At 49.1% G+C, this 25,069-nt stretch carries 24 protein-coding genes; 12 read left to right on the forward strand and 12 right to left on the reverse strand.

Translation table 11 applies throughout. From position 1 onward, the window contains the following. The first annotated feature begins 230 nt into the window (after positions 1-230). The 6 genes from AC4IE8_RS04575 (at position 231) to AC4IE8_RS04600 (ending at position 6,400) form a co-directional block, all read left to right on the forward strand. A complete protein-coding gene (locus tag AC4IE8_RS04575; protein WP_490790426.1) occupies positions 231-1,412 on the forward strand; it encodes a cytochrome-c peroxidase in 1,182 nt (393 codons plus the stop codon). A gap of 572 nt (positions 1,413-1,984) precedes the next feature. Beyond that, complete coding sequence (locus AC4IE8_RS04580) at positions 1,985-2,767, forward strand: adenylyl-sulfate reductase (RefSeq protein ID WP_068994231.1); 783 nt, start codon at positions 1,985-1,987, stop codon at positions 2,765-2,767. 31 nt (positions 2,768-2,798) lie between these two features. Continuing rightward, a complete protein-coding gene (aprB, locus tag AC4IE8_RS04585) occupies positions 2,799-3,281 on the forward strand; it encodes an adenylyl-sulfate reductase subunit beta (RefSeq protein WP_068993137.1) in 483 nt (160 codons plus the stop codon). Then, positions 3,281-5,188 carry an adenylyl-sulfate reductase subunit alpha gene (gene aprA / locus AC4IE8_RS04590; RefSeq protein ID WP_068993133.1) on the forward strand — a complete coding sequence of 636 codons (1,908 nt, stop codon included), beginning with the start codon at positions 3,281-3,283 and terminating at the stop codon, positions 5,186-5,188. Before aprB ends, aprA begins: the two co-directional genes overlap by 1 nt. A 237-nt stretch (positions 5,189-5,425) precedes the next feature. After that, complete coding sequence (locus tag AC4IE8_RS04595; RefSeq protein WP_068993129.1) at positions 5,426-5,776, forward strand: hypothetical protein; 351 nt, start codon at positions 5,426-5,428, stop codon at positions 5,774-5,776. Between the two features lie 108 nt (positions 5,777-5,884). Then, entirely contained in the window at positions 5,885-6,400 is a 516-nt protein-coding gene (locus tag AC4IE8_RS04600) for an FKBP-type peptidyl-prolyl cis-trans isomerase (protein WP_068993126.1), read from the forward strand. Between the two features lie 152 nt (positions 6,401-6,552). Here AC4IE8_RS04600 and AC4IE8_RS04605 read toward each other — a convergent pair whose 3' ends face one another. The 4 genes from AC4IE8_RS04605 to AC4IE8_RS04620 are packed head-to-tail and all read right to left on the reverse strand — an operon-like array spanning position 6,553 to position 8,959. Continuing rightward, positions 6,553-7,194, reverse strand: a complete 642-nt coding sequence (locus AC4IE8_RS04605) for a hypothetical protein (RefSeq protein WP_068993123.1) — start codon at positions 7,192-7,194, stop codon at positions 6,553-6,555. A 15-nt stretch (positions 7,195-7,209) separates the two neighbouring features. Next, complete coding sequence (locus tag AC4IE8_RS04610; RefSeq protein WP_068993120.1) at positions 7,210-7,521, reverse strand: hypothetical protein; 312 nt, start codon at positions 7,519-7,521, stop codon at positions 7,210-7,212. 26 nt (positions 7,522-7,547) lie between these two features. Next, positions 7,548-8,600: a GNAT family N-acetyltransferase gene (locus tag AC4IE8_RS04615; protein WP_490790427.1), complete on the reverse strand. Its 1,053-nt coding sequence runs from the start codon at positions 8,598-8,600 to the stop codon at positions 7,548-7,550. A gap of 8 nt (positions 8,601-8,608) precedes the next feature. Further along, positions 8,609-8,959 (reverse strand): YciI family protein, encoded by a 351-nt coding sequence (locus tag AC4IE8_RS04620; RefSeq protein ID WP_068993114.1) that lies wholly within the window; start codon positions 8,957-8,959, stop codon positions 8,609-8,611. A 1,030-nt stretch (positions 8,960-9,989) separates the two neighbouring features. Here AC4IE8_RS04620 and AC4IE8_RS04625 point away from each other — a divergent pair. After that, a complete protein-coding gene (locus tag AC4IE8_RS04625) occupies positions 9,990-10,874 on the forward strand; it encodes a Dyp-type peroxidase (protein WP_068993111.1) in 885 nt (294 codons plus the stop codon). 125 nt (positions 10,875-10,999) lie between these two features. On the opposite strand, the gene AC4IE8_RS04630 is transcribed toward AC4IE8_RS04625, so the two are convergent. Then, entirely contained in the window at positions 11,000-12,403 is a 1,404-nt protein-coding gene (locus tag AC4IE8_RS04630) for an aminotransferase-like domain-containing protein (protein ID WP_068993109.1), read from the reverse strand. Positions 12,404-12,549: 146 nt separating this feature from the next. Between AC4IE8_RS04630 and AC4IE8_RS04635 the strand changes: the two genes are divergently transcribed. Beyond that, a complete protein-coding gene (locus tag AC4IE8_RS04635; RefSeq protein ID WP_490790428.1) occupies positions 12,550-13,341 on the forward strand; it encodes a PhzF family phenazine biosynthesis protein in 792 nt (263 codons plus the stop codon). Beyond that, positions 13,334-14,194: a branched-chain-amino-acid transaminase gene (gene ilvE / locus AC4IE8_RS04640; RefSeq protein WP_490790429.1), complete on the forward strand. Its 861-nt coding sequence runs from the start codon at positions 13,334-13,336 to the stop codon at positions 14,192-14,194. Before AC4IE8_RS04635 ends, ilvE begins: the two co-directional genes overlap by 8 nt. A 138-nt stretch (positions 14,195-14,332) precedes the next feature. On the opposite strand, the gene AC4IE8_RS04645 is transcribed toward ilvE, so the two are convergent. The 7 genes from AC4IE8_RS04645 to rsxA all read right to left on the reverse strand — a co-directional run bounded on the left by AC4IE8_RS04645 (position 14,333) and on the right by rsxA (position 19,818). Then, positions 14,333-14,593, reverse strand: coding sequence for an RnfH family protein (locus AC4IE8_RS04645; RefSeq protein WP_068993102.1), 261 nt, complete (start codon positions 14,591-14,593; stop codon positions 14,333-14,335). 23 nt (positions 14,594-14,616) lie between these two features. After that, a complete protein-coding gene (locus AC4IE8_RS04650) occupies positions 14,617-15,309 on the reverse strand; it encodes an electron transport complex subunit E (RefSeq protein WP_490790490.1) in 693 nt (230 codons plus the stop codon). Positions 15,310-15,316: 7 nt separating this feature from the next. Continuing rightward, positions 15,317-15,988: an electron transport complex subunit RsxG gene (gene rsxG, locus AC4IE8_RS04655; protein ID WP_490790430.1), complete on the reverse strand. Its 672-nt coding sequence runs from the start codon at positions 15,986-15,988 to the stop codon at positions 15,317-15,319. Then, positions 15,985-17,073: an RnfABCDGE type electron transport complex subunit D gene (locus AC4IE8_RS04660; RefSeq protein WP_490790431.1), complete on the reverse strand. Its 1,089-nt coding sequence runs from the start codon at positions 17,071-17,073 to the stop codon at positions 15,985-15,987. The genes rsxG and AC4IE8_RS04660 overlap by 4 nt, the downstream gene beginning before the upstream one ends. Next, positions 17,070-18,575, reverse strand: a complete 1,506-nt coding sequence (gene rsxC, locus AC4IE8_RS04665) for an electron transport complex subunit RsxC (RefSeq protein ID WP_068993093.1) — start codon at positions 18,573-18,575, stop codon at positions 17,070-17,072. Before rsxC ends, AC4IE8_RS04660 begins: the two co-directional genes overlap by 4 nt. A 2-nt stretch (positions 18,576-18,577) precedes the next feature. Next, positions 18,578-19,108 carry an electron transport complex subunit RsxB gene (gene rsxB / locus AC4IE8_RS04670; protein WP_068994223.1) on the reverse strand — a complete coding sequence of 177 codons (531 nt, stop codon included), beginning with the start codon at positions 19,106-19,108 and terminating at the stop codon, positions 18,578-18,580. A gap of 131 nt (positions 19,109-19,239) precedes the next feature. Next, entirely contained in the window at positions 19,240-19,818 is a 579-nt protein-coding gene (rsxA, locus tag AC4IE8_RS04675) for an electron transport complex subunit RsxA (RefSeq protein ID WP_068993090.1), read from the reverse strand. A gap of 340 nt (positions 19,819-20,158) precedes the next feature. On the opposite strand from rsxA, the gene nifL reads away from it, so the two are divergent. The 3 genes from nifL to nifB all read left to right on the forward strand — a co-directional run bounded on the left by nifL (position 20,159) and on the right by nifB (position 25,066). Then, positions 20,159-21,796 (forward strand): nitrogen fixation negative regulator NifL, encoded by a 1,638-nt coding sequence (gene nifL, locus AC4IE8_RS04680; protein WP_068993086.1) that lies wholly within the window; start codon positions 20,159-20,161, stop codon positions 21,794-21,796. Next, positions 21,796-23,367 (forward strand): nif-specific transcriptional activator NifA, encoded by a 1,572-nt coding sequence (nifA, locus tag AC4IE8_RS04685; protein ID WP_490790432.1) that lies wholly within the window; start codon positions 21,796-21,798, stop codon positions 23,365-23,367. The genes nifL and nifA overlap by 1 nt, the downstream gene beginning before the upstream one ends. A gap of 190 nt (positions 23,368-23,557) precedes the next feature. Beyond that, the gene (nifB, locus tag AC4IE8_RS04690) at positions 23,558-25,066 is read left to right on the forward strand and encodes a nitrogenase cofactor biosynthesis protein NifB (protein WP_490790491.1); all 1,509 of its coding nucleotides are present in this window, start codon (positions 23,558-23,560) and stop codon (positions 25,064-25,066) included. Positions 25,067-25,069: the final 3 nt, after the last annotated feature.

The raw sequence follows: 25,069 nt of genomic DNA on the forward strand, positions 1-25,069 counted from the left end.
AAGTCACACAATCGAGAGAGGTTTCGAACAGGCCGTGTAAGCGTGGAGAAGATGATAATGAAAATAAGAATAATTATCAATAGTATTAACATTAATTTTAATTTATACTCTCAATTTCCTGGTATTTGATGTGTATATAGCAACCTGGCCGAAATGGCTGATGACTTTAAACTATGAATATTTCGAGAGATTTTACGAAATTTACGGTTGTGATGACCTGTGGCCTTTTATTGTCGGCATGTGGAGGCGGTGGCGGTAGCAGTGATGGCTCTGATGCAAGTGAGGCAACTTTTGCAAGCAAAGAGGCATTGGGAGAAGCGCTTTTTTCCGATGTGAATCTTTCTGGAAATCGTACCCAGGCCTGTTCAACCTGCCACAATCCGGGTCGGGCCTTTGTCGATGATCGCCTGGATGCTTTTGGTGAGATCGGTGCGGTTTCTATGGGTGATGACGGAATATCATTAGGCGACCGCAACACACCTTCAGCTGCCTATGCTGCCTTCAGTCCCGATTTCTTTGAAGGAACTCGCGATCGTCTCAACAGTGATGCAGGTCAATATCAGGGATTTATGGGTGGCCAGTTTTTGGATGGCAGGGAAACCGATCTCAAAGGTCAGGCTGGCGGACCGCCATTGAACCCCATCGAGATGAACATGCCTGACAAGGCGAGTGTCGTGGCTCGAATACAGGAGAACGAAGACTATGTTGAAGCCTTCGAATCACTCTACAGTGAGACTGTATTCGATGATGTGGATGCTGCCTACGAGGCCATGACCGAGAGTATCGCTAAGTTTGAGAAAACCGAGGGTTTTGCAAGCTTTGACTCTGACTACGATCGCCATATAAATGGTGAGTATGATGAGTATATTCTCACCAAGGCCGGCTTGGGTAAGGCGCTGTTCTTTTCTCAGGAATTCACTAACTGCGCAACCTGCCATCAACTGCAGCCCAACAGTCATCCTCAGGAGACCTTCTCCAGTTACGAATACCACAATATTGGTGTGCCGGAAAACACCACTGTACGAGCGGTCAACAATACGGCTGAAGGATTTGTCGATCATGGCTTACTTGACAACCCTGCCACTACTGATGTATCCCACCAAGGTAAATTTAAGGTACCCACGTTAAGAAATGTGGCGGTTACCGAACCCTATATGCACAACGGTGTGTTTCGCGACCTTAAGACGGTGATTTTGTTCTACGATCAGTTCAATAATGAAGATCGCAGCTTGAATCCTGAGACGGGGGCTGCTTGGACGGAGGCTGAAGTTCCAGAGACGATCAATCACAGCGAACTCGCTGCCCCGGCATTGACCGATGAAGAGGTGGAAGCGTTGGTATGCTTCTTACGTTCTCTGACGGACGCCCGTTACAAGCATCTCATTGCGGAAAAGGGCGTTCGTTGTGATTGATAGCGGCAGAATTTAGCAGTGACTTGGCAACTTGCTGTAAACCATTGTATCTATTGAAAATGTCAGTATAGACATACTCACTCTTCCTCGGCTGATAAATCGCTTCATGATCGCAGGAAGTGCGGGTACTCACCTGTTATTCAGGCGGTAGATTGAGTCGAGGCATCTGTGACCTTAAAAAACGGCTCTTCGGGTGGGTGAGAAAGTGGCCAAGTTGTCTATTTAGTTGCCAATCTAAATAAGAATAAGAATCCTTAATAATTAGGCCGGCAACAGAGTCAAAGTTAATTTACAACGTTCGAGAGTCAAGGTTTTTGTCAGCCATCAACCAATCTCCTGAATAAATTACTGAATTAACAATAACCAAGGAGTTAACTCATTGTTATTAAAATGATTTAATTCGAAGTATTAGTGTATATTAATTCAGCTAATCAGCTAACAAGGATTACTGATTTGTGAATATCATGCCAAATTATTAGGATTGCTCGCTCTAAATAAACCACGGAGATGAGGAGACGATGTTTACCACAAATCCCTTCAGCGAGCTTTCCGGAACTATCTCACCTGAGACCATGCAGATTTATGTAATCCTGATGGTCATCATGGTGGTCGGTGGCACTATCATCGATATGATTCACAAGAAAAGTGCTCAGTACTTTTTCGAGAATTCCAAAAAAGCTGAAAAGAACGCCAAGCGTACCGTTAGCAGCGGTGAGAAAATGTCGCTTGCAGTGCAAACAGTTGCCAGCGAGGTACTGACCTCATCTGAATTCTGTAATCCGCAGCGCCGGCTTTCACACCTTTTAACTATGTACGGTTTCATCATCTTCGTTGTCTCCACGGCAACGCTGATTTTTGCCTATCCAACCGAGGCTTCAGCTGGCATCTGGCCAATGCTTTGGCATATCGGCGCAGCCATGCTCTGCGTCGGCGGTTACTGGTTCTGGTTCATCATCCGTGTTGATGTGTCTGCCGAGGGCAAGCCCTGGTACAAACTGGCAAAGGCTGACATTTTCATCGTGTCTCTGCTGACTACTGCGACTTTCGGTCTGTTGTGGTCCGCAACTCAGGGCGGTGGTCTTGGCTGGTTGTTCTTCGCACTGTTCATTATCTCTAGCACATCGCTTTTCGGTACGGTGCTTTGGTCAAAGTTTGCCCACATGTTCTTCAAACCTGCTGCGGCTTATCAGAAGAAAATGACCAAAATAGACGGCTCGCAAGAGAATCTGCCGGATCTTGGTGAATTGTCTGATCCTGCACTGCAGTCACGCTATCCGGATATCCCCGAGTACATGGGTACTAACCCACCGAACATGGGGCTTGGCATCAAGCGTGAAGCGCCTCAGCACTATTAAGTCGTTTCAACCGAATTAAGAGAGAACTGTTATGCCAACATTCGTATATATGACCCGTTGTGACGGCTGCGGACACTGTGTCGATATCTGCCCTTCAGACATCATGCACATCGATCCGACTTACCGTCGTGCTTACAACATCGAACCCAACATGTGCTGGGAGTGCTACTCCTGCGTCAAAGCATGTCCGCATCATGCGATTGACGTGCGTGGTTATGCTGACTTTGCTCCTCTCGGCCACTCAGTTCGAGTGATTCGTGATGAGGAGAAGGGTGTTATCGCCTGGCGGATCAAATCCCGCAATGGCGAAACCGACCTGAACCTGCTGGCACCTATCACCACTAAGCCTTGGGGCAAGCACATTCCTCAACTCTCCAGTGTTCCTGCTCCTACTCAGGATCAGCGTGACAGCCAACTGCTGTACAACGAACCGAAATACATTCGTCTCGACGATGGTGATATCCACACTCTCGAGTCCAATGGCTTGCATATGGAAAAAGGGGTGTACTACTAATGGCCTACAAAACTATCGTAGAAGACAATATCGATATCCTGGTCGCTGGTGCTGGCCTCGGCGGTACCGGTGCGGCTTTCGAAGCGCGCTACTGGGGTAAAGACAAGAAGATCGTAATTGCCGAAAAAGCCAACATCGACCGTTCCGGTGCTGTGGCCCAGGGTCTGTACGCGATCAACTGTTACATGGGTACTCGCTTCGGTGAGAACAACCCGGAAGATCACGTACGCTATGCCCGTATCGACTTGATGGGTATGGTTCGTGAGGATCTGTTGTTCGACATGGCTCGCCACGTAGACTCGGCTGTACATCAGTTCGAAGAGTGGGGCATGCCGATCATGCGTAACCCCAAGACCGGTTCCTACCTGCGTGAAGGTCGCTGGCAGATCATGATTCACGGTGAGTCCTACAAGCCGTTGGTGGCTGAGGCTGCCAAGAAGTCTGCAGACAAGGTCTATAACCGTATCTGTGTTACCCACCTGCTGATGGATGACGCCAAAGAGAACCGGGTTGCCGGTGCTGTTGGCTTCAACGTACGTACTGGTGATTACCACGTATTCAAATCCAAGACTGTTGTCGTAGGTGCCGGTGGTGCTTCCAACATCTTCAAGCCTCGCTCCGTTGGTGAGGGTGCTGGTCGTGTTTGGTACGCTCCTTGGTCCTCCGGTTCAGCTTACGGTCTGATGATCGGCGCTGGCGCCAAGATGACTCAGATGGAGAATCGTATCGTACTGGCACGATTCAAAGACGGTTACGGCCCTGTTGGTGCTTACTTCCTGCATCTGAAGACCTACACCCAGAACTGTGACGGTGAAGAGTACGAATCCAAGTGGTTCCCGGCTCTGGAAAAAATGGTGGGTAAAGCCTACCTGGACACCGAAGCGTCCCACGTTTCACACCGCCCGATTCCAACCTGTCTGCGTAACCACGCGTTCATCAACGAGGTTGCTTCTGGTAAAGGTCCTATCCACATGGTCACCATGGAAGCCTTCCAGGACCCACATCTCGAAGAGATCGGCTGGCATAACTTCCTGGGTATGACCGTTGGTCAGGCTGTTCTCTGGGCAGCTACCGACGTTAACCCCAAGTATGAGAACCCCGAGCTGACCACCTCTGAGCCTTACGTCATGGGCTCTCACGCCACCGGTTGTGGCGCCTGGTGTTCAGGTCCTGAAGATATCTCTCCTGATGAGTATTTCTGGGGCTACAACCGTATGACCACCGTCGAAGGTCTGTTCGGCGCAGGTGACGCGGTTGGCGGAACTCCTCACGCTTTCTCCTCCGGTTCTTTCACCGAGGGTCGTCTCGCAGCCAAGGCTGCTTGTAAGTACATCGACGACGGTAAGGCACAGGGCATTCGTGTTTCCCAGGAGCAGATCGATCGTCGTAAGGAAGATATCTATAAACCGATGGAGCACTACAAGATCTATCGTAATGAGATCGTTGCCGGTTCTGTCAACCCTAACTACATCAACCCACGTCAGGGTCTGGATCGTCTGCAGAAACTGATGGACGAGTATGCTGGTGGTGTTACCGTTCAGTACATGACCAATGAGAAGTTGCTGCACATCGGTCTGAAGAAGATGAAGACCCTCGAAGAGGATCTTGAAAAGGTAGCCGCTGAGAATGTCCATGAACTGCTGCGTGCATGGGAGCTGAAGCATCGTCACCTCGCTTCCGAGGCCGTTATCCATCACACCCTGTTCCGTGAGGAGACTCGCTGGCCTGGTTATTACTACCGCGGTGACCACATGAAAGTGGACGATGATAACTGGCATGTGCTGACCGTATCCCGTCGTGATCCGGTTTCAGGTGAATACACCATGGAAAAAGCACCTCTGTATCACCTGGTTGGGGATATCGAAGATAAGGCGCTTGCAGAAGTGAAGGCTACTGAAAAAAGTTAGCCGATAAGCTACCGGACAGGAGTCCCTGAATGGGGCTTCTGTTTGGCTTTTAAGAGAGAGGCCAATATACTTGTTGGCCTCTTTTTTTATTTGTAAGTAACTGCATTTCTTGTATAAATAGATAATCACCAATTAATGTCCAGTCTGCGGATGTTCAGCTAACTGGCAGAAACTAAAGGTTTTTATCCTGTTTTGAATGCGCATTGTTTGTGATTCTTCCTAAACACAGAGCAGCAGATGAATATTATTGACAATACAGACGAAGAGCTTCTGGCCATAGGCATTCCCTGGTGGGAAGATCTGATCAAATACTCCAACAAGGGGCAGTATGGAAAATTCATCCGTAATTTTTCCTATGATCTACTGCTCGGGCTGAATGAAGTCGAAGTGGGTAAACAGTTTGCCAAGAGCGATCTGACCCGTAGTCTGGATACAAATTACGACTTCCTCGGATTCATCCGACGTGGTGAGCATGTCACTTTTCTGTTCAGAGTTCGCAGTACCAAACGAGAAGGGGAGTGGCTTGGCAGAATGGTGGTCGGTTACGAAAGAGGTGACCCGAAAATATTTGCCGCCTCTATTTTCTGAGGAAGGTCTGAACAGTTTATTTCGTTATCCCTGCTCATACCGGAATCAAGCAAGTTTGATCCAGTTTTCGCCGGGACAACGACTGCATCAGAGGTTGCCTAAACGATCATGAAAGAGATCATACAACATCATAAACTCGTTGAACTGAACTATAAGGTTCTCGACGAGAAAACCGGCCAGGTTCTATCAACTGTTGAGTTCCCGATCAGTTATGTACATGGTGCTGATCAGGTTCTCGCCACCCAGGTTACTGCACAACTGGAGGGCAGGGCAGAAGGTGAGATCATTGAAGTACCGATCGACGGTAATATGATCTACGGTCCCCGTGATGAGGGGCTGGTTTTTACCGATCATATCGAAAACGTACCGGAAGAGTTCCGTGAGATCGGGACCAAGATTCTTATGGAAAACGAAAAGGGTGAACCCAGGGAGTTTATTGTTACCCGTATGGATGACACGACCCTGACCGTTGACGGCAACAATCCCTTGTGCGGTAGAGATCTGATCTTCAAGTTAGAGATCCTCAAAGTCAGAGAGGCTACTGAACAGGAGATCGAAGCCGGAACCAAAGTGGTGAACGGGCCAGATATCGACTTGGGCAGCGATAAGATCGTGCCGATCTAGAGACTATCGAATAGCAGCTTAGCCTAGCCGCCAGTAAACGCAAATCTGCTCAGATAGAAGCCGTAATGTGAAAGATATTCGCAGCATTTTGCGGTGATTGGCGTGTATCCGCAGCTAATTTTTCTTAAATGAATGCTGGTTTTGATTAGTCGCTACATGTTGCTGAAGGGGTCGTCGTAGAGCAGGATGCTCACGTAGGGCGCATAGGTCAATACCGCTCCTTGATAGGAGCCCAGTTCATTGAAGGCATGCAGTACACCAGTCAGACTCTTATCACTGTTTGTATCGGCTTTTAACCGCTCCAGTGCTGTGATCAGGGGCTCGATGTCTTGCATTTCCAGATGCTGTTTCAATAACTCGATCGTTTCATCGATTCGCTCGACTTGAATATGTTCCCGATTTTGAGTCAGTTGTGCTTCACCCCCCTCACCAAAGTCCACTGGAGCCCCATCTACGTTGGGATTCGCAGCAGCCGATCGGCTGGTGGACTGAAGTCCGGCAAATGCATTGAACTCCTCAAATGCCTTCTGTTTTATGGCATTTACAAAACCGTTGAACGCGTCAGTATTCGGTTTTCCCAGAAATAACGAAATTAACGGTTCGCCATTTACCCGGCTATTGAAATGCAGGGCTGACTGGCTGATCACTGGCTCCGGATCCAGTACGGTGAGCATCACCGTCAGGTTCTCCTCTTTTTTAAACGGCGCCTTGATTCGAATATCGATATGGTCATCGACCAACTCAAATTCCTGTGTTCCTTTAAAAAGGTCTTTCTGTATCAGCTTGGTAGTCATATCCGCGCTTTGCCGTTAACTGCTGAAGACTTTCTTCATGATGTCAGCGACAAACTCATGGGCATATGAGTTTTCCCCGCAGTGGATGACCTCGTTCTCTGTGCCGATAAAGGCCAGATAGGGGTGAACTTCGACTCCATCGTGTTCGATATTGGCCTGATCATCCAAGCTGCTGGCCACGCTGAAGGCGATTTCGCCCGTCAATTCTCTTAATTGGTCACCAGTAATACCGCCTTGGGCCAGTTTGAAACGAATCTGCTCGATGATTTCTTGTACTAGTATCTCTTGCAGCTGTTCAAATTTCTCGATATCAATAATTTGTTGCATCTTGAGTTTCTTTTATCATTTCCAGGTCAACGATTATACACTTTCTCTTTTAGGCTTTTCAGCTTAACCGTCAGTGCACTGATAGGGTTCATCCCCCTATTTGTTTGGGGGGTATTATCTATACAACTCAGTCGCCAGCGTTGCCGGCGTTGCGACATCCAATCCTGTTTGTAGGCATCGTTTCCAGTGAGAAAGTCAATCTCTTCAACTTTATCTCGGTCGATTACGTGCTCCATCAAATAGGCAAGTAGAATCGTGCCGGGTGAGTAGCGTTTCCAAGCTTCGTCATAGACCAGCTTAAAGATACTGGCCTTACCGTGGGCGACGAACCAGAATTGTGCGGCTACCGGATGGTTGTTGATATAGAGAATCGCGAGCCTTAACCAGCCTGATTCAGACAGAGTTTTGGCCAGCCCCTCAACAAACGGTTCAAACACCTCATTGGCCTTCCAACTGGCATTATAAACCGCTCGATAATCGGCCAAAGCCTGACCTAATTGGCGATCGGTGAAGAGTTCGATTCGGTAATCCTGTTCCCGTGCGAGCTTGCGTTGTTTCCGTCCGACAGTGTTTCTCACCCTTGATGGGCGTGCAGCCATATAGTCGGAAAAAGACTCTCCGTTTGTCCGGTGATACCAATTATAGAAACTGAAGTAGCGATGGCAGGTGTATCCGTAAGAGGTCATGGTCTGTTGTAGCTCATACACGCTCAAATCATTTTCGGCAACAGGCTCCAGTTGCAGCGAATGGAGTGGCAGATCTCTTAACCCTTCAATCAGGCAGGCCAGAATCTGTCTGTTATCGCTGCCTTCAAGCAGCAGGGTGTAGAGGGAGGTATAGAGGTGTTTTACCGGGTAGGCGTGCTCACCATCAGGACGCATCAGTGGAAGCAGGGCAACCACCTTTTCCCCATCAAGTACACAGGCCAGTAACAGTGTCTGGTCTTCACCAAAACCTGTTTTGTGTAGGTTTTCAAACCAGGTTCGGGAAAAAAACAGGCTCTCCTTTTCCGCCGAGGCAAACAGCTGAGCGACGCTGGCCGGCAATTCAGACCAGTCAGCGTAACAGACAAATTTCATTACAGAGATTAATTGGCTTTCTGGCTGTCGCCCTGGTCAGAACCACCGCTCATCTCGATCATCTCTGACACTTCCAGGGTGCCGTTGATCTCCAGAAAAGGGCAGCTTTTGGCGGCTTCAAGGGCCTGTTCCATAGAATCGGCCCGGATGATACTCATACCGGACATGGCTGATATGGTGCCAGGTGAGGCCTGACCGCCGGGTTGTACCGTATGGGTATCCTTAAAGGGAATAGCTGGACTGATCACCGCATCGCCGAGGGAGATCAGCCACTGTTGATATTGCTCGAAATGTTTTTGTCCCTCTTCAGGACTCGTGGGGTATTCACCCCCCAGATAGACAAAGATATATTGTGGCATTATTTGTAGGGTCTCTATCAAGAAATACGGTATTATTGAGTAAGTTACGGATTTTACCGAAAATTCCCCCTAAAAACAGAAATAAATCTGATATATGCAGTCACAAAAAATTAGAATCATCATAGGGGGTGTGATGACTGGTCAGCAAAAAGTCGCTGCTATATAATCCAGGCTCTATGAATTATTCGTTGTCGTGAGAGTTGCGATATAGGATTCTTACGCGAACTATTTCGACTGCAAAACAAAAGGTGAATTATGAGCGGACAGCCTAAAACCAGACCTAAAGTTCCTGAGGGTAAATCACGTTATCTGACCACTCGTCAGAAAGAGCCTAATGAAAAAGGGTTTGTCGGCTACGATACCATTTGGGAATCGTTTCAGAAAGTGGCTGAATACACCACTCCAAAGCGCCCCTAATTCAAGTGGTACCGCGAACCTTCACCGGTTCGCGGCTACTTGTAAAAAAGCCTGCTGACTGTCAATTTTGACAGGCTGTTGGCAGCTGAATTACCTACAATACGCCCCTCTTAGATCTGCTTATCAAGCGGACGACGCTAGAGCTAGCTCTAGTATCATTTCTCCCTCTTCAGGATAAATGCTCTCTATCTGGGTATTATATCTATACTGATTCCGATGCTGATCTCTGAAATAACGAGTGTGAGATCTCAGAAGTTAGCTCATTTGATTGATTGTGTTCCCTGATCTGTTCAAGTAAATAAAGATCGAACACTCCGATCAATACAATCAACAGCACGAGAGGGGATAGTAGGCTAACTGTCAGCTTCATAGTCTTTACCTCATGGTGAAATCTCAACATCAATCCACTTGGCTTGGTAACTACCTGGCTGAGCTTGTAAATAAGAATAATAATCAATATCGATAACTGCAGTAAAGGCTATAACAAACAAATCTGCCAGTGTGCAGACTCATCGACTGAACAGCCTCCCTCAAAATAGCGTTAGCGCGGTATTTCACATCGATTCAATGCGTTATAATTCGGTCCGTCTATTCTCAATTTACAGGCTGTCTCATGAAGCATTGCCAACCGGGTATCCTTGCCGAGGTGCCTCGTCTTGCCCGTTACCTATCATTTACTCTGAAACCCGATATCGATGTGGACACCACCCGTAGACTGGTGCGAGAAAGGCTCAATCTCGAGCACTCTGTAGTGGGTTTCGGACTCGAGTTGGTATTGGCCCTGGGGAAGGATATCGATGGCTTGAAGCCGTTTCCTGTTCTCTGTGGACCGGGCTTTACCGTACCGGCGACACCATCCGCCTTATGGATCTGGTTACAAGGGGATGATCGGGGTGAACTACTACAGCGTTGTCGAGCCTTGGTACAGGACTTGAGTGAAGCTTTTGTTCTACACAAGGTGATCGATGCCTTCCAATATCAGGACAGCCGAGATCTGACCGGCTACGAAGACGGCACTGAAAACCCCGAAGGTGAGGATGCCATAAAGGCAGGTCTCGTTCAGGGGGCAGGGCCTGGCATGGACGGCTCCAGCTTTGTCGCGGTACAGCAGTGGGTACACGACCTGGATCACTTCCAATCGCTGCCTCAAACGGAGCGTGACAACATCATCGGCCGACGTATCAGTGACAACGAGGAGCTGGATGAAGCACCACCATCCGCCCATGTCAAACGTACAGCTCAGGAGGATTTCGAGCCGGAAGCCTTCATTTTACGTCGTTCCATGCCCTGGGCCGATGAACATCAGGCCGGCTTGGTGTTTGTTGCCTTTGGCCACTCCTTTGATGCGTTCGAAGCACTGTTGTCACGCATGACCGGTAAGGATGATGGGATTTGTGACGCCCTGTTTCGCTTTTCCCAACCGATCAGTGGTAGTTACTACTGGTGTCCTCCAGTCAAGGATGGACAGCTCGACTTGAGTCTACTCGGCCTCTCTTAATGTCAATCTGATGTGGAGGTGATCAGTGTCGATCTGACCAGATGTATCTGAGATTACACAATGATCACGTAGATACTTTTCCATTCAAGTAAGACTGAACTGACTATCAGAGTAGTAACGCCGGTTTAAAAGCAGGCAGCGATTCTGGCAAGAGCCCGCTCGATATCGTCATTCCATTCACAGGCACAGGAGAGCCGCATAAAGTTCTGGTATTTGGCGGTAGCGGAAAAGATCGGTCCAGGTGCAATACTGATTCCTTCGTGCAGCAGATCCCGAGTCATGGAAAAGCTGTCCCGCTTATCCGGCAGCTCAACCCAGATAACAAAACCACCCTGAGGTCGAGTGATGCGGGTACCCTCCGGGAACAGGCTCTCCACCGCATTGCTCATGCGCTCGACAGCCTGTGCATAGTCCTCTCTGGTTTTACGCAAATGTCTTTCATACTGGCCATTCTCCAACAGTTGAGCAACCGCCAGTTGAGGCAGGGTGGGGGTGGCCAGATTGGTAACAAATTTCAAGTACTCCACCGCCTGCAGATACTGTCCAGGCACGATCCAACCCACTCTCAGGCCTGGCGAGAGGGTTTTAGAGACCGATGAGCAGTGCAGCACCAAGCCCTGCTGGTCATGGCTTTTACAAACCCCGGGGCGTTGTTGACTGAATCCCAGGTCGCCGTAGACATCATCCTCAATCAATGGAATCTGATGTGAAGCGAGTAGCGCCACCAGCTCTCGTTTGTGCGATTCGCTCATACAATAACCGAGCGGATTGCTGTAATTCGGCACCAGGATACAGGCCTTGACCGGCCACTGCTCCAGGGCCATCTGCAGCGCCTGGAGTGAGATACCATCCCTCGGGTGAGTGGGTATTTCCAACGCCCTGAGCCCCAGGGATTCGATTACCTGCAGCAAACCATAAAAGGTGGGTGATTCAATCGCCACCACATCACCAGGCTGGGTCGTGGCACGCAACGCCAGGGTGAGCGCCTCCTGGCAGCCATTGGTAATGACGATATCATCGACGCTGACACTACATCCGATCTCACCCAATCGGCGGGCGACCTGACGGCGCAGTTCCGGCACGCCTGGGGGGAATTCATAGCCGGCATTGCGTTGGCGTTGCAGCCGGTTGGCTTTGGCCATCGCCTTTTCAATCTGCCGGGTTGGCAGGTAGACAGGGGCTGGTACTGCAGCTCCAAGTTGGATCATGTTGGCTTGGTTGGAAGCCTTAACCAGTTGTAGTGCCAGATCCTGTCCGGTTACCGGTGATGGGCGGTTTTTCGGTTTCGAAATCTCCGGCTCTGCACTACTCAAGGATGGGCGTAGACGCACATAGAAACCAGAGCGTGAGCGGGCCTCGATATAACCCTCATCCTCCAGCTTGCGGTAGACCGCCACACTGGTTGCGGTACTGACCCGGTGCTGGGTGCTGAACCGGCGGATTCCTGGGAGACGTTCCCCTGGCCGATAGTGGCCGATGGATATTTGTTCCACAAGTTGTGCAGCCAGCTGCTGGTAGAGATAAGACATGGTGAAACCACTACAGTTTTAACAAGTTTGAATAGATACAGATTGTTTGAAAATTAAACTGTACCGCTACAATAATAAAAATATGACTCTGTACCGCTTATTTGTAAAGGCTTAGACTTGGTTTGTCACTTTCAGGGAGATCAATAATGAGCAATTCGATTTACATCGTAGATGCATTCACACACCATCCATTTCAAGGCAATCCAGCGGCAGTCTGTCTGCTCGATCAGCCAGTCGATACAGCATGGATGCAGTCTGTAGCAAGTGAAGTCAATCTATCAGATACAGCTTTTCTACTGCCGATGGACGACGGTGAATGGAATCTCCGTTGGTTCACACCTCGTAGAGAAGTCGACCTCTGTGGTCATGCAACGCTTGCCGCTGCTCACATACTCTGGAGTGAACTGGAGCAAACCCAGGAGCAATTGGTTTTCCACAGTCCCAGTGGTCTGTTAAAGGCCTCCAGGGAGCCGCAGGGGATAATGCTCGATTTTCCGATAGATCATCTGATCGAGCAGACTATCGATCAACCCTTGGTAGATGCTCTGGGCAGTCGACCTGAAATGGTATTCAAGGGGAGGGAGGATCTACTAGCCGTTTATGATAGTGCACAGCAGGTCAGAACGCTCAACCCGGATCAAATAGCATTGTCTAAGATCGCTTGCCGAGGTGTGATCACGACAGCACCTGGAGATGAAAATGGGGTGGACTTCATATCTCGCTTTTTCGCCCCGGCCCTTGGCATTCCGGAAGATCCGGTCACAGGCTCAGCGCATTGCACACTGGCCCCCTACTGGAGTAACCAACTTGGTAAGCAGACGCTCAAAGCCTACCAGGCCTCACTGCGAGGTGGTGAAATCGAAATTAGGATACGTGATCAACGGGTTATGCTGATTGGTCAGACAGTTACCATCATAAAGGGTAAACTTCATGCCTGAATCACCTCAATGTTGGATAAATGGAGAACTGGTCACCCAAAACGAAGCAAAAGTATCTGTGTTCGACCATGGATTTCTTTATGGGGATGGTGTTTTCGAAGGAATTCGGTTTTTCAACAAACAGCCATTCATGTTGCATGAACATCTCGTACGATTGCGAAAATCCGCCAAGGCAATCGCGCTTGAAGTGCCTTATGACAATCAGGCGATTCTTAACGCGATCGAACAAGTTATCCATAATTTTGCTGAAGATTCCGGTTACTTGAGATTGATTGTGACACGAGGTGTGGGGCCATTGGGGTTAGACCCAACGGGTTGTATAAAGCCGAGCCTCTTTATCATGGCGGATCAACTGGCCATTGTCAGTGAACGGATCAGAACAGCAGGAGTGAAATTAATAATCGCATCAACACGGCGTTTACCCAATGACGGCCTCGACTCCAGGATAAAAAGCCTCAACTACCTGAATCAGATTTTGGCGAGAATGGAAGCAAACCAGGCAGGTGCAGATGAAGCCGTATTACTTAATCAGGCGGGTAGGGTTGCTGAAGGCACGACAGAGAATATATTCATCGTTGTGGAGGGTAAACTGCTGACGCCACCCACTACTGAAGGAGCCTTGGATGGTATAACTCGTAACCTGGTGATTCAGCTAGCGCAGCAAAATGGGATATCGGTGGCTGAAAGTCCGTTAACCTCCTATGATCTCTACAATGCTGATGAGTGTTTCTTAACCGGTACAGGCGCCGAGTTGATAGCTGTTCGCAAGATCGATGGAAGAAGAGTGAATGCTTGTCCTGGACCTGTCTTCCAACAATTGGAACGGTACTACAGGAATAGGATAGCCGCCTAGAGAGGGTACAGAAAGCACCACAGAGCCAGAACAGTTATTTGTAGTGTTTTTATTCTCGAGCAGAATTAAACGCGGAGCAACCGGCATTCTGCAATGTCCTACCGGGAGATACAATATAAACACAACTGCATACGGTAATTAATCATCTCGGCGTTCGACAAGCTCAGGATCTGCAGTAATCTCACGATAGACCTCAATCCTGGCTCCCTCATCAACAACCGTATCCAGTTTTGTTATCTTTCCGAAGATTCCCACTTTCTGGCGTGTCAGATCAATCTCCGGGAACTGTTCGATTAACCCCGACTTCTCAATCGCTTGCTTTACAGTGGAACCGTCAGGTACCTCAAGTTTGAGCCATAACTGTTTGAACTTATCTGCGTAGGCAACACCAATATTCATTTAATAATCCCTGCAGTGAAAGATCAGGTGGTTTCTGGTTGTAATTTAGCTGAAGCATCGATACCCTGCTGCTCTCTTCCAGCCAGTTTTTGGTCCAGTAATCTCTTCAATGCCAGTATGAATCCCAAAACCAAAAAGCCACCTGGCGGCAAGATGATCAAGAGAAAACCTTTGTAATCTTCAATCAGTGTAATTTCAATGAAGCGGGCCCAACTACCGAGCAGTTGGACAGCATTGCTAAACAAAGTACCACTGCCCAATATCTCTCTTGCCGCACCAAGTAATACCAATGCGAAGGTAAATCCTATACCCATCATTAAGCCGTCATACATGGATTTCATAACGGTATTACGGGATGCAAAGGATTCCGCACGCCCAAGAATGGCGCAATTGGTCACGATCAAAGGGATGAAAAGTCCCAGTACTTTATGCAGATCATGAACCCAGGCGTTCATCGACATATCGACCAGTGTCACCAGTACGGCGATAATCAGCACAAATACCGGGATCCGTACCTGAGGAGTGATAATACCGCGCAACAGAGAGATCAACAGGCCGGAAGCGACCATGACGACTGTTGTTGCCAGCCCCATTCCCAGGCCATTTGTTGCAGTACCGGTAACGGCTAATAGCGGGCAAAGACCCAATGCCTGCGAAAAAACAATGTTGTTATCCCACAAGCCATCTTTGGTAATACGTCTATATTCGTTACTCATAATCGGCTTACTCACTTAATGAGGCACGTTGCAGAGGCTCGTCATCTGAATTGATTACAGGTGGTCGGAGCAGTTCGTCCGTATGTTGCTGGAAAAAAATTAGACCATCATGGACCGCAGTTACGATAGCGCGGGGTGTGATGGTTGCACCACTGAACTGGTCAAATTCTCCACCATCCTTTTTGACACGCCATTGTTGATTGGAGGTATTTACTAACGAGTGATTATTAAAACCTAAAATCCAGTCATCCTTTGCCACTTCGATTTTATCACCCAGACCAGGCGTTTCTGCATGGGACAGTACTCTAACGCCCAATACCTCACCCTCTGCATTGACCCCCATAATAAGTCGAATATCTCCAGCATATCCCTTGCCGACAACTTCCCAGGCGAGGGCATTGACCTGCATACCCTGTAGACCTCGGTATACTGTCAGATTATCTCCTCTCTTATCGGCAATGCTCAAAGGCTGGTCGAGTAGATCACTGTCATAATACTCGGTGGGGACAACCTGATTCAGAGAACGCAGAAGATCCTCTTTTTGTCTTGCCTTGATGTCATCCTTAGTAGCGATATTGCCGGCCACCAGAAGCGCGGTTGCAAGGGTGGAGAAGCCACCTAACAGTACCGCCTGATAGCCAACCCGCTTACGATATTGGGGTTCTTTCGGGGTGCTCATTTGCGATCAGTTCCCTCATTGCTATAAACCAGCGGTTGACCTTTTCGATCACGCCCATAAATTCTTGGTTTCAGATAGTGATCAATCAAGGGGGTACAGGCATTCATCAGCATCACTGCAAACGCCACGCCTTCCGGGTATCCGGCCCAGGTTCTGATCGCATAGATCAGTAGGCCACAACCCGCGCCAAACAGAATTTGGCCACGTATCGAAACCGGGGATGTAACAAGATCCGTAGCGATGAAGAAAGCACAGAGGATTGCCGCACCACTGAGCAGATGTGTCATCGGCCCAACATAACTATTCGGATCGATCAGATGGAACAGGCCGGCCAAAAGTGCCAAGGTACCCAGCATGGAGACAGGTATATGCCAGTTAATCACCTTTTTGTAGATCAGAAATAGCCCACCCAGAAGCAGTAACAAGGCTGATGTTTCACCAAGACTGCCCGATGTCTGCCCCCATAATTGTTGCCAGATCGAAACCGTTGTGGTTGCTGCCTCCGGCAGCGCAACACCCCGGCCAAGCTCAGTCTTGAGATGTCCCAGTGTCGTTGCGCTACTGACTGCATCGATAGCATCCGACGAGCCGAAGGTGATTGCCAGACTCTCCAGAAAACCAGGTGCCTGGGCTGAAAACATGGGTACTGGTTGGTTGAAGAGCGTCATTTCAAGTGGAAATGAGATCAACAGGGCAACCCGGGCAACCATTGCCGGGTTGAATAGATTCTGGCCTAAGCCACCAAATACCTGTTTGGCAACAATGATGGCAAGCAGGGCACCAATCAGGCCGATCCACCAGGGTGCCCAGGGAGGTAAAGTCATAGCCAACAACCAGCCAGTTAATATCGCAGAACCATCCATAACGAAGGGCTTGATGGGTTTTCCGGCAACCCTTAATGAGAAGGCTTCAGCCAGCACACAAACCACTATGGTCGTAAGAAAAAGGAAAATTGCAGGCCATCCGAATTGATAGAGCCCGAACAGTGTGGCCGGGAGTAAGCTGAGCATAACCAGTCCCATGGTTCTGCTGATACTGCTCTTGGCATGGGTATAGGGACCGAAGATCGATGTCTCTTCACTCATGATTCTGCTCCTGCTACCGCAGCTTTATCAGCCTTTTTACGTTTCTTCTCCTCCATCTCTTTTTTACGTTTGGCCATGGCTTCTCGCTTAGCGCGTTTGATTTTCTCCATGCGCTCAGTCCTAGCTTCAGCGAGACGTTTGGTCTCATTTTGTTTATGTTGTGTCCGTTGCCTGGAAGCCAGCTCACCCTTGGCATAGTTAAAGTATTGAACCAACGGGATATGAGAGGGGCATACATAGGCACAGGAGCCACAGGCGATACAGTCGAGCAGACCCAGTTTGACTGAACTGTCGAGGCTGCCGGCCTTGATATGATTTGCCATGTCGAGTGGCACCAGTCCACAGGGGCAGGCATTGACACAGCTTGCACAACGGATGCAGGGCATCTCGGTTGTGGTTTTATTTGCCTTGTCGGAGAGTGCTAGCAGACCATTACTGCCTTTAACTGCTGGAACCCGCAGGCTTGGCAGAGGTTGTCCCATCATCGGGCCACCACTGATCAATCGCTCTGGCACCTCCCTGAAGCCACCACAGTAATCGATCAGATTGTTGAGGGGGGTTCCAATCAGTACTTCAACATTCTTGGGATCTTGAATGGATTCACCGGTGACAGTCATCACCCTGGAAATAAGCGGTCGACCGAGTGCGATGGCATCATATACAGCCCGTGCGGTAGCGACATTGTGTACCACCACACCTATATCTGCGGTAAGGCCCCGTGCCGGAGTCTCTTTACCGACCAGTGTCTGTACCAGATGTTTTTCAGAGCCCATCGGATAGCGGGTCGGTAAGCCGACCACGGTGACTATATCAGTGTCTTCTGCCGCCTCTCTGATAGAAGCTTGCGCATCTGGTTTGTTATTCTCAATCGCGAACAAAATGTGATCCACATCCAATGCGCGGGCCATCAGTTTCACACCTTCAACAACCTGCATTGCCTGTTCGCGCATCAGACGATCGTCGCAGGTCAGATAGGGCTCACACTCAGCACCATTGATTACCAGGGTATGGAGTCGGTATCTCTTACGCAGATTCAGTTTCACTGCGGATGGGAAGGTTGCACCCCCCATACCGACAATTCCGGCACGGGCTACCCGGTCTGCAATCTCTTCCGGAGAAAGTTGGTAATAGTCATCGCAGGGCTCTAATTTGTCCAGCCATTCATCCTCGCCATCTGGTTTTAACGTGATGGTTCTAACTGACAGGCCCGAGGGATGGTGTGCCGGATATCCACCAACACCCATGATGCGTCCGGATGTTGGTGCATGAACCGGTGCTGAAATCGCACCCTGATTACGTGCCAGCAGTTGACCCTTTTTGACTTCGTCACCACGCCTGACCAGGGATTCGGCCGGAGCACCGATATGTTGTTGCAGGGGAATATGCAGAAGCGGGGGCATGGGCAGTTTTTCAATTGCCTGTCCGGCACTTAACTGCTTACGATCATCCGGATGAACGCCACCTCGAATTTTAAACAGTTTGAATAGTTTGCCAGTTGACATGACTAGGCCACCTTAGCCGGTTCAGGCCAATACCATGTCTGCAAGGTCTTGATGATCGGACGCATCTCTATGCATTCGGTGGGGCAGACGTCATAACACTTCTCACAACCTGTACAAGCATCAGCAAATACGGCATGGATCTGTTTGGGGCCACCTAAAATGGCATCGGTAGGACATCGTTTGAAGCACTTTGTACAACCGACACACAAATTCTCATGCACGAATGCAACCATCGGTGCTTTCTCTTCCACTGATGAGAGATCGATGCTAACTCCCATTTTTTCCGCCAATGACTCCGCGAGGGCTTTGCCTCCTGGAGGACACATGGTTACCGCGGCATCGCCATTGGCCACAGCTTCAGCGGCCGGACTGCATCCCGGGTAGCCACACTGCCCACATTGGGAGCCAGGCAGTAGACTCTCAATCTCCTCCTGCAGCGGATTGCCTTCAACAGCTAGATATTTGGCAGCGATCCCTAACATGGCGCCCATGGTGATACCCAGTGCAGTCAATACGAGGATTGCAGAAACCATCATTGCATCTCCAACTGTTGATACAGATCTTTACAAATCACACCGAATGATTTGGTTTTGAAACAATCTGGTTCCATCGGTTCTCCGAACATTGAGTTCTCCATTTAAACAGTCTCTTTACAACTTCTGAGTTACTGGCTGGTCAATCCGGCGAAGCCCATAAAAGCCAGTGACATCAATCCGGCCACCACATAAGCAATCGGGGTGCCGCTAAAGGCCTGTGGCACATTGGCCAGTGCAAGACGTTCACGTAATCCGGCAAACATCACAAGCACCAGTGTGAATCCCAGTGCAGAACCGAAGCCATACAGTAGACTGGCAAGAAAGCTGTTTTCCTGTTGCACATTGAGTAGAGCAACTCCGAGCACCGCACAATTGGTGGTGATCAGCGGGAGGAAAATACCCAACACCTGATAGAGTGCAGGGGAGGTTTTGCGAACCACCATCTCGGTAAATTGAACGACGACTGCAATGACCAGGATGAAGGTCAGGATTCTCAAAAAGCCCAGGTCCAATGGCTGTAATACATAGAATTCCAGCAACCAGCCTGCAAATGCAGCTAAAGTGAGGACAAAGGTCGTGGCCAATCCCATGCCCAGCGCTGAGTCAAGCTTGTTGGAAACACCCATCAAGGGGCACAAACCCAGGAACTTGACAAGAACGACATTATTGACCAGTGCGGTCGAAAGAATGATCAGAATATATTCCATAAATAGCCATCGATTCAGAGTAATGGCTATTACCCCAACAAAAAATATGCCAAGCGCCATAAAAAAGGTAATCAACTGCAATCACTATTGTTCAGCAATCTCCCAGGGTGCAGAAATAAAGGCCTGAATGGAATAAGCCCTAATTTAGTGCGGAATTGCACCGGCACCGGGCATAGGCATGTTTGTAGTCTTCGTTACAGATTCCGCTAATTCATTTGTAGATTACGTAACAAACAGGACATTTTGCAGGATCAAGCACCGATCTGGAGTGCTGGTATGGGAATTGCACAAGTATTGTCATGTATAGAGTTTCTACAGTGGAATTAAGGTGCAGCGAGCTATGATCCAGCGCAAAATACAATCAACAAACAGCGACAACCTAGTTGACAGGATCAATGATTTTCTGGCCTCACCTCCTGAGGGAACACCGACTGAAGTTTTGGAGGCATTCAGCAGTTTGGACAGTAATCAGTTTTTACCACCCAAGCTTTTCTATGAATTGGTCGAGCAAGCACCGATTGCTATCTCTATCACCGACCCGACAGCCCGAATTCTCTATGTGAACTGCGCCTTTGAGACGTTGACCGGTTATGCAAGAGAAGAAGTTATCGGAAAAAATGAATCGGTACTCTCCAGTAAATCGACACCTGAATCAGTCTATCGTGAACTTTGGGAGACGATTCAGGGTAATGAAGTATGGCAGGGTACATTGGTCAACCATCGTAAATCCCAAGAGGAGTATCTCGCTGAACTGACCATCTCTCCTGTCAACAACAACAAGGGACAAACGGCCTATTTCCTGGGGATGCATCGAGACATAACTGAGATGCATCAGTTGGAACAACGCTTGAAATTTCAAAAAAACCTGACTGAAGCAACACTGAACGCAGCGCCAATGGTGGTAGCTGTTGTTGCTGCTGATCGTAAGGTTTTACTGGACAACCACGCCTACAAAGCCTTGATAGGCGACTTTAGGGGTGTGGAGCCGGCCTCTCTGTTTCTTGAGGCGCTGGAACAACAGGTCGGATTTGATCTGGGTAAGGTATGTCAGGTTGGTAACGGCTTTACCAATGTTGAGATCAGATTGGACCCCCCGGGTGGTGCGGCACCCAGATGGTTTACCTGTTCAGGAGTCAATGTTCCAGAGTTGGATGAGGCTGCCCGTAACTATTTTAAACAGGCAGAATCAACAAGATGCTGTCTGTTGTTGATCGCCAACGAGGTCACCGGAAGTCGCAAACGTATACAGGAAGCGCGGCTCAATATGATACGTGCCAATATGGCAGAACAACAGATGGTTCAGACCATGCGTGAGGCTATATCCGGCGCCATTTTCAAAATTCAGGCACCGTTGAATGTCATCAAAGCCGCATTGTCCATGCCGACAGCGGGTCAAGAGAGTATGGGGATGAGGATTGTTTTGCAACAAGCCTTAAAGAGTGGTGATGAGGCAATGGAGAGCCTGCATGAAGCACTACCAAGTCCTGTTGTTGAGCAGACCTCGTTGGTCAATATCAATGAGCTGCTGCATGAGGTGGTGAAACTTTCTACTGAAAACCTGCTTTCCGCCGGTGTCGTGGTCGACTGGCGTCCGGCACCGGTACTAGCGGAAGTGAATGGTCGGATCAATGCGCTACGTGGGTTGTTCAAATACCTTATAGACAATGCCATTCAGTCATTGATTGAAGCCAAGCAGGACTATCGGGAAATTCGTATCCAGACCAAACAGGATAATCAGGATTTACTGATTGAAGTAATGGATAACGGCGTAGGTATTCCAAAGGCCCACAGGTTGAAAGTATTCGAGCCTTTTTACTGTGGGTGGGAACAACCAAAGGAGCATGCCGGAATGGGATTGACCATGGCTCAAGAAGTCGTCATCGGACATGGTGGTAATGTTGAGATTGATGCTAACTTTTATGGTGGCTGTCGAGTCTTTGTCAGACTACCTCTAAACGGCATGGAGGAGACGCTTTAATGAGTTCGACTGATATCAATATGGATAATATGGGAGTGGAACATAACAATATTGTCCTGGAGTCGGAGCTGGAGAGCCTCTACCAAGTCAGTCAGGTTTTAAGTCGTTCCTTGGATTTCAGGGAGACACTGACTGAAGTGCTTAGTCGGTTGAGTGATACCGCCAAACTACGCTATGGCATGATCTGTCTGCTGGATGATAGCAGTGGTGAATTACTGGTTACCGCTTTACATGAGAATCCTGCACCCTTTAACACAGTAAGATATAAACCGGGAGAAGGTGTGGTCGGGGCGATAATGTCTAGCGGTAAGCCTCTTGTTGTCAGGCGTATCTCCGATGAAGACCGGTTTCTGGACAGACTTGGCGTGTATGACCCGGAGCTGCCATTTGTTGGTGTTCCCATTCTGATTGGAGATGAGACCGCCGGTGTACTGGCAGCCCAACCATTGGGCAGTATCAGTTTACTGAAATTGCATGAACGTTTCCTGCAAATGGTTGGCAATCTGATCGGTCAGAGTGTGCGCCTGGCAAAGAAGGTGGAAGATGAGCAGCTGGCGCTAAAGGATGAGCGCGATTCACTTCGGCGCAAGGTGCGCGGAGAGCATGGCTTCTCCAACCTGGTTGGACACACCCCCAGTATGCGCATGATCTTTGAACAGGTACGTCAGGTGGCCAAATGGAACACTACAGTACTGGTTCGAGGTGAATCAGGAACCGGTAAAGAACTGGTGGCGAATGCGATTCACTACAACTCCCCGAGAAGCAATGGCCCTTTTATTAAGCTGAATTGTGCGGCATTGCCGGATACCCTGTTAGAGACGGAACTGTTTGGACATGAAAAAGGCGCATTCACCGGTGCCGTCAATCAGCGTAAAGGACGGTTTGAACAGGCTCATGGCGGTACCATCTTTCTTGATGAAATCGGAGAAATCAGTCCTACCTTCCAAGCCAAGTTACTGCGAGTACTGCAAGAGGGAGAGTTTGAGCGGGTAGGTGGTGTAAAGACCCATGTGGTGGATGTCCGGGTCGTGGCGGCCACCAATAAAGATCTTGAGTACGAAGTACAAGAGGGCAATTTCAGAGAGGACCTCTACTATCGTCTCAATGTGATGCCGATTCAGATGCCACCTTTGCGGGATCGCAAAGAGGATATCAATGATTTGACCCGTTTTCTGGTGTCAAAAATCGCCAAAAGCCAGGGGCGTGAATTATCCATTGATGACGGTGCAGTCAGGCTTCTAATGCATCATGACTGGCCGGGCAATGTGCGTGAACTGGAGAATTGTCTGGAACGCGCTGCTGTTATGAGCGGCGAAGGGGCGATAGATGAAAACGCGATTAACCTGAGTGGTCTGAAACCGATGCTCGATCAGAGCTACTCCCAGGTAACCGGTACCGGTAACGCTAAAGTTGATTTTGACGATCCTGACCTGGATGAACGTGAACGGGTGATTGCTGCCCTGGAACAAGCCGGATGGGTACAGGCCAAGGCTGCACGGTTACTTGGAATGACTCCAAGACAGATCGGTTACCGGATTCAGACCTTGAATATTAAAGTTCGGCAGATGTAGTTACTCTCTGTCGGTTGTCATACAGACACTGTAGGCAGCTCTGTATAGAAACTGACAGATAGTCCCCTTATGTTGTGGAATATTCTTAAATACAACAGGTTATATGTAGATAAAAACTAGGCACGCAGATTGCATTATCACTTTCAAGCGTAATAACAACCTCATTGTGTCGCTATTTGGAGGCCGGATGATGGAATTGAAAGTGATAGGTCAATCAGCAGATAACACAGCTGAAAGTGGGTGCAGTGCATCCGGATGTGGTGGTAGCAGCGATCAGTTATCCCATCTACCGGACCATATTCGGGACAAGGTGCATAATCATCCCTGTTATTCCGAAGAGGCACACCACCATTTTGCTCGCATGCATGTGGCGGTCGCACCGGCCTGTAATATCCAGTGCCACTACTGCAATCGTAAATACGATTGTGCAAATGAATCACGACCCGGTGTGGTCTCTGAACTGTTGACGCCGGATCAGGCTGTTAAAAAGGTGATGGCGGTCGCTGCCAATATCCCGCAAATGACCGTGTTGGGTATCGCCGGGCCTGGCGACCCTTTGGCCAATCCAGAGCGGACTTTCGATACCTTTCGTCAACTGACCGAAAAGGCACCGGATATCAAACTCTGTGTCTCTACCAACGGCCTGTCACTGCCGGATCAGGTGGATGAACTATGCAAACACAACATCGATCATGTAACCATCACCATCAACTGCGTTGATCCCGATGTCGGTGCAAAAATCTATCCCTGGATCTTCTGGAATAATCGCCGAATCAAAGGTCGTAAGGGAGCAAAAATACTCATTGAGCAACAGCAGAAAGGGCTGAAGATGTTGACCGACCGGGGCATACTGGTGAAGGTCAATTCAGTCATGATCCCCGGTGTAAATGATCAACACCTGGAAGAGGTGAGCAAGGTCGTTAAGGAGAAAGGGGCGTTTTTACACAATGTGATGCCACTGATTGCTGAAGCGGAACATGGCACATTCTACGGTGTGATGGGGCAGCGTGGACCCACCCATGATGAGTTGCAAACCCTGCAGGATAAATGTGCCGGTGACATGAATATGATGCGTCATTGCCGGCAGTGTCGCGCGGATGCTGTGGGCATGCTTGGTGAGGACAGGGGTGATGAATTCACCATGGAAAAAGTTGAAGTGATGGATGTCGATTATGAGCAGGCAATGAAAAAGCGTGCTGATTATCAGGCAGAAATCGAAGCCAAGCTGGAAGCGCAAAAGAGCAGCGCAAACGAAACATTTATCCCCCTCACAGCCCTGACCAAGCAGAAAAAGGAGACACGCCCGGTATTGATGGCTGTTGCCACCAGTGGAGGTGGCGTAATCAATCAGCACTTCGGCCATGCAAAAGAGTTTCTGATCTATGAGGCCTCCATGACCGATGTTCGCTTTATCGGTCATCGCAAAGTCGATCTCTACTGTTCAGGTGGCGATACCTGTGGTGATGCAGAGACAACACTGAAAAAGACAATACGTCTGCTTGAAGGATGTGAAACCGTGCTTTGTTCAAAGATCGGCTATGAGCCATGGGAAGTACTGGAAGAGTCCGGTATTCAACCGAATGGTGAGCATGCCATGGAACCGATTGAAGATGCAGTGGCCAAGGTCTATGCGGAAATGGCGGAGAGTGGCCAACTTGAGCAACAGAGACAGGCAGATCAACTACAGGCTGGAGCCTGAGGA

This window comes from Candidatus Thiodiazotropha sp. AKAK2, from assembly GCF_058244685.1.